The organism is Lentisphaerota bacterium, from assembly GCA_016873675.1.
Taxonomy (GTDB): domain Bacteria; phylum Verrucomicrobiota; class Kiritimatiellia; order RFP12; family JAAYNR01; genus VGWG01.
In genome coordinates this window covers 1-5510 of the sequence record VGWG01000148.1, presented here as the reverse complement: position 1 = coordinate 5510, position 5510 = coordinate 1, and the positions used below count along the sequence as shown (strand labels likewise).

At 58.3% G+C, this 5510-nt stretch carries 5 protein-coding genes; all 5 read right to left on the bottom strand.

Translation table 11 applies throughout. The annotated features are described in order from the left end of the window. Positions 1-201, bottom strand: a 201-nt coding sequence (locus tag FJ222_11800; GenBank protein ID MBM4165106.1) for a glycosyltransferase family 2 protein, incomplete at its 3' end; no start/stop codon positions are given. A gap of 15 nt (positions 202-216) precedes the next feature. Beyond that, positions 217-1323 carry a polysaccharide pyruvyl transferase family protein gene (locus tag FJ222_11795; GenBank protein ID MBM4165105.1) on the bottom strand — a complete coding sequence of 369 codons (1107 nt, stop codon included), beginning with the start codon at positions 1321-1323 and terminating at the stop codon, positions 217-219. Between the two features lie 4 nt (positions 1324-1327). After that, positions 1328-2866 (bottom strand): hypothetical protein, encoded by a 1539-nt coding sequence (locus FJ222_11790; GenBank protein ID MBM4165104.1) that lies wholly within the window; start codon positions 2864-2866, stop codon positions 1328-1330. After that, on the bottom strand, positions 2863-4017 hold the full coding sequence (locus FJ222_11785) for a hypothetical protein (protein MBM4165103.1): 1155 nt from the start codon (positions 4015-4017) through the stop codon (positions 2863-2865). The genes FJ222_11790 and FJ222_11785 overlap by 4 nt, the downstream gene beginning before the upstream one ends. Positions 4018-4066: 49 nt before the next feature. Then, complete coding sequence (locus FJ222_11780; GenBank protein MBM4165102.1) at positions 4067-5470, bottom strand: hypothetical protein; 1404 nt, start codon at positions 5468-5470, stop codon at positions 4067-4069. Between the last annotated feature and the right edge of the window lie 40 nt (positions 5471-5510).

The following is a 5510-nucleotide window of genomic DNA, read 5'->3' as shown; positions in this document are numbered from 1 at the left end:
CACCTCGCAGGGCCAGTCCACCTGATCGAAGATCGCGCGCACCTCCTGATACTTCGCCAGATCATCAGGACGCTCCGGGCGCGGCGCGTCCAGGCAGAGGAACAGCCGCTTCGGTCGAGCCTCACGGACACGCGCGAAGACCTGCGCCGTGGTATGCGGCCTGATAAAGCCAAAAATCGCAACGGGGGGGATATCACTCATATGCCCACACAAGACTCATGTTAACGCCTGCTGCAAGAAACGACGGCTGTCAGCTTGCCAACGCGCCAACCGTACCTCGACCGCCTCCCAGTCGATCGGCGTCTGCTCGAGCCGCCGCACGACTGACTCATCCCATACATACACAATCCGCTCGGACAGACCAAGCCGCTCTAGCAACGAGACCAGCCGGTCATTACGTGCCGCCGAGGCGTCTGCCCAAGCTAACACCAGGAAGGGGCGTCGAAACAGGATCGCGAAAGCCGTCGTATGGAACGAGTCCGTCAGGACAAACCGCGCGCTACGGATCAGAGACACCCACTCCTCTACGCCCGGAAGCGTCCCGCGGCTTTCAAACCAAGCCGCGAACGGCCGCCCAATGATGGCTCCTGGCGCGCCTGTCAGCGTGCGCAGTAGCCGGAACACGTTCAGGTAGAGTTCGCGGCGAAACGAAAGCCAGGACACCACAAGCCCGGGACGGGATTGATGGGCGACACCATCCGCCAGCCTGCCCAGCGCTTCCGCTCCCAAAAGGAGCGTCGGATCACAGACCCACGGGATGTCACGTCCCAGTTCAGCAGACAGGCTTTCGGCCGCAGAGCGCTCACGGAGACCGATAGAAGAAAACCGTTCCATCCACGGGCGGATTGCACACCGGTAACCGGGGGAGAGTGTCGGCACGCCGAAACTAGGCGCGTAGGCGACCCGCCGGTAGGCCCCAGCGCCACCGAAGGCCAAGAAATAGGCCTTGTCGAACTCGCCGGTACTGTCGAACCTCTTCGGATGCCAAACCTGATCGCTCCCGCAGATCGCCGCCTCACAAGCGGGCACCGCAGCCTCCAAGTCAGCCAGCGACGCGTAACGCCGCTCTGTCAATGCCAGCCTCGCATTCACGAACTGCCTGGTCCGCCGTGTGAGCCGGTAGGTGTTCCATCTCGAGACAATGACCGCCGGGTTCGGTGTGGCGCAGATATCGCGTAACCGCACATAGTGGCGCCACGCCGGCACGTAATCGATAACTGCCGACGTATGACCTAACGCGCGCACCGCCTCCTGAAGCGCATAAGCCTGTAACACCGCGCCATAGCTGGGCGCGCAGTGATAAGTGATGATGGCTACCTTCATCGGCTTATGCCCGTCCACGCTTGAGGAGGCGGCCGATGACCTTCTCCCTGACCATCGCCCGCTCGTCCCTGTGCAACCCCATCCCGTAGATACCCACGAGCCCAAGCGTTAAGCCGGCCGCCATCACCGCTAACAGCCGCAGGAAGGAACTCGGCAAACACCATGTCAGCGCACAACAGGCGGCCATGCCGGGCGCCATACTCGCTGCCACCGGGAGCAGAACCTCGCGCAACCACCGTAATAGCGAGACCCCCAGCAGCCTCCGCCCCCAGTATACCCGCCCCAGCGAGACCACAGCCGCCATAACGGTCGCGCCCCAAAAACAGGCCTGAACCGATTCCGTCCCCCGAGTGATCACATAGCAGATAGGCAGCGTAAGGATCATCCCTAAGCCGAGCGTCACCTGATAGGCCGCGATTTTGCCGACCGCCTGGACACACGCGACATAGCCGACCGTCAGTTTATCCGCCACCGACATCGCAAAGACAAATAGGCAGAGCATGGTCGTGTACTGCGGCGGCTTCTTCAGCCAGAGAGTCAGCAGATAATTCAACTCGAAGGCGATCGGCACCATCCAGAGTAACCCCATGAGCGCCGCAAAGCGGCACGTGCGAAGCCCCAAGCTGATCATTCGGTCAGTCTCACCAGCCCCCTGCCGGGAAACAATCTCCGGCGCCACCGCCTGGAGGAACCCGGAAGCAAACTGACCGACCTGTCCCGCCACCTGATTGGCGATCCCATAGGCGGCATTGAGCTTGGTCCCGAACCCCAGATTCAGAATAATTGCCATACCTTGCCCGCGGAACACGCCGCCCAGATGACCGAACAGGTTCCACAGCGAGAACGAGAGAAGCTCACGCACAAGCGGCCAGTTTTTCATTTCTCTCACGCAGATCCGGCAACTGGGAAAGAGCAGTCGGCCCCGAACCGATTGGATCGCATAGATGGTTGTGGTAGCGGTCGCATAACCGGCCGCATACCAGACCAGACGGTCGCCCGGAAGATACTTCAGGCAGTAGGCGAAGGTGAACAGCAGTCCCGACTGAAGCACCGTCAGCGCCGAAAGTTCGAACATCCGCTGATGGGCTGTGAACATCGCCCGGAACGGAACCGTTACAATCATGATTGAAGTCGAGAACAATGAGCATTGAAACGCCAGGCTGGCAGCAAACCGCCGTTCCTCGGGCATTTTTAGAACATATTTCACAAACCAGACCCCGAATGTCTCGCCTACCGCTAACACCAGAAGCGCTAAAAGCAAGTGGGTCAGCATCGCCGCATTAAACACACGACGCAGCCCCTCGCTATCCCCCCCCCCGACTTGGAACGTCAGATGGCGCTGCGCGCTGCTGGTCATCGCGCCGTTAATGAACAGAAGAAAGGCGATCACGCCACCGACAACGGAGAACAACCCGAAATCCGACTCACCCAAGGCGGAGAGTATCCACCGGTTGGAAAAGAACATCAGAAAACCGCAGACCGCCGTCTGTCCATACATGGCGAACATGTTGGTAATCACCTGATTATTTGATCTTAACCTCATCGGAGACCCATCCGTTGCCTTAGCCAACGATGCCATTGCCCAACATAAACCCGTAGTGAACGCTTGGGTTGACAATATTTTCTCATCACGATTTCAAAGTTCTCCGTATTCAAGGCACCAAAAAAAGCGTCGCGCAAGGGGGATTTCGTACTGGGTGACTGTAAACGTCGATTACCGGCTATGACAACGGAAAGTGGCATGACTTTGCTCCGAATTTTATCCGACACGGCGTTCCAAATGCCCCGGCCGGTCTCAGAATTCACCATCAGGGCCGAGGTACCCTTACCATCATCCCATTCCGGCTCATATTTGGCGATACCCCAGAAGTCGCCCAACGTCAGATCACCCGGACGTTGCGCCGATGCGAACCGGCAAGAATGACAGACCGGGCGCAAGAACAGATTGTCCAGAAAACCAAACAAATATAAATCATGCTTTGCGGGGAATGCCACAGATTTGCCCGATGCAAAACGATATGACACACGGTGTTTCGATGACCACCCTTGCGACTTATCACGAAAGGAGCATTCCGTAATAATACCTTTATTTTTGTGGTTCAACAAATCGATATAGCTCTCAAATATCGATGGAGACCCAACCCCATGGCAAATTAAATCACACGACAACACTTGACTCGTTACCGCACCTAACACGTTCTTGATAGCCGCTACTTGGCATGGGGTTCCGACAAAAAGGACTTTGCGTCCGGTTTGAACATCGTTCTTCAGCTCGGCATACACCTCTTTAACAATAGTGCTTTGGACATATTTTGACCGGCGAAGAAGATCCAACTCGTCGGCCCTATCGATACGCACATGTCTCACTTTTCTGCATCCATCAACGAAGGCGGCACCGTATACGACACCTCTCTGGCTGAACATCCAATTAGCAATAACAGAAAATATACCCCCCGATGAACTTTTGGCCCGAAGCGGATCATCAAGCGCTGCTGCCGCATATACATCCGGGCCTTCCGGCGTCTCCATCAGGTTCGGATGGAGGGCAGGACAAACCCGCCTGCATAAACCACAGTCGACACAGGCCGCCTGGTCCACCAAAGGATAGTCAAAGCCCTCGCCATCCCTTTGCATGGTCAGGCACTGGCAGGGACATACGGCAACACATGCCCCACACCCGCAACACGCCTGCATCGGAATCCCGGTTATTAAAATATCATTGGTGCTTATGAAGTACTCCTAATCATTGATAATCCGTCTTCCAAAGATCGAAGTTCTCGTTCTCCCAGACACATACGTACCCGTTCTGTGTTAAGAACGCATCGAGGTACTGCGTACGCATCAGATTTGCCGAAGCCTCCAGATACGGCGTACGTACCTCGGGCCAGCCGCGCACCCCGACATTGAAGTGCTGTCTGAGCACCACGGGCAAACTTACCGCCTCCTGCTTCGCCTCGTCCAGTGCACGTGCGAACGCCGCCGGCGCATAGGTTTTGGGCCAGGCGTTGTACAGGAAGGGACGTGTATCCGTAAGATAATGGATCATTGGCATATCCGCATAGGCCAGTAACTTATCCCCCGGACGAAGATGCGGTGTCAGGGCCTGCACGAGAGCAGAGATCTCCGCCGCACGGGCGGGCGTCGTCAGAATACCGGCAACACGCGTCCCTGAAACCGAGGCGCGAAGCCTGAGGCGTTGAGGACCATCACGGTATGGGCTCCGCCAGACCAGGACGGCCAGCGCGAGCGCATAGGCGGTTCCCCCCGCAACGCAGAGCGCGCGCCGCCACAACGTTCCACATGCAGGCTCAACCTCCTCTGCCGTCGGAAACACTGTGTTCACCGTCAACGGCAACAGCATCACAAACGCGTATTTCATTACCGATTGAGGCACATCACTCCCTAACGGCAAGACAAACACCACCAGAATGGCGCTCCACCAGACCGTAACCTGAAGCGGATCCCTGCGCCGCCGCCACAGACTGCAACCGGCGGCCAACAGTCCTAACGCGAGGGCGAGATAATGCGCCATTCGTAGGGCTGGCAGCCTGACCGCAACATAGGCCAGGCAACCGCTCAATACCACCGCCATCATCCAGGCGAGCGCGCGATGAACGCGCCCCGGCAACCAGCCTGCGGTCAGGCGCAATCCGAACCTACCCGCCGCCCACATCGCGACACAGGCAGCAGCCACTACCAAGGCCGTGACATACAGGCGGATCTGATACCCAATCAGGGCTCCGAAGGAGTGATGGCCGAATTCGCCGCTGTCCGCGCCCATCTGACCGACCAACTGTAACGCGCGCAGGAACACGGCCCCATGCCCCAATGCGACCATCAAACCGAGGGCACTCAATACGCCGAGACCGAAGCCTGCCAATGTGGCCGCCGCAATACGCGCCGCCTCACGCCAGCGCCACCCCCCCGAGGCATACAGGTGCATAAGCGGAATTGTCAGGCTTGCCAGCGCCATCACATTCGGCAGCCTGGCGAACGGGCTTATGCCAACCACCCAGCCAGCAGCAACCAGCCAGACGCTTCGGCCGCCACGCAAGAAACGCCAGAAACAGGCCACCGACGCCATCAGCAGAAAAGCGGAAAACACATTCCCAAACAACGACAATACGCTCCCGTGGATCAGAAGCATACTCGCCGACAACCCTACTGCCAGCGCCCCGGGCCGCACG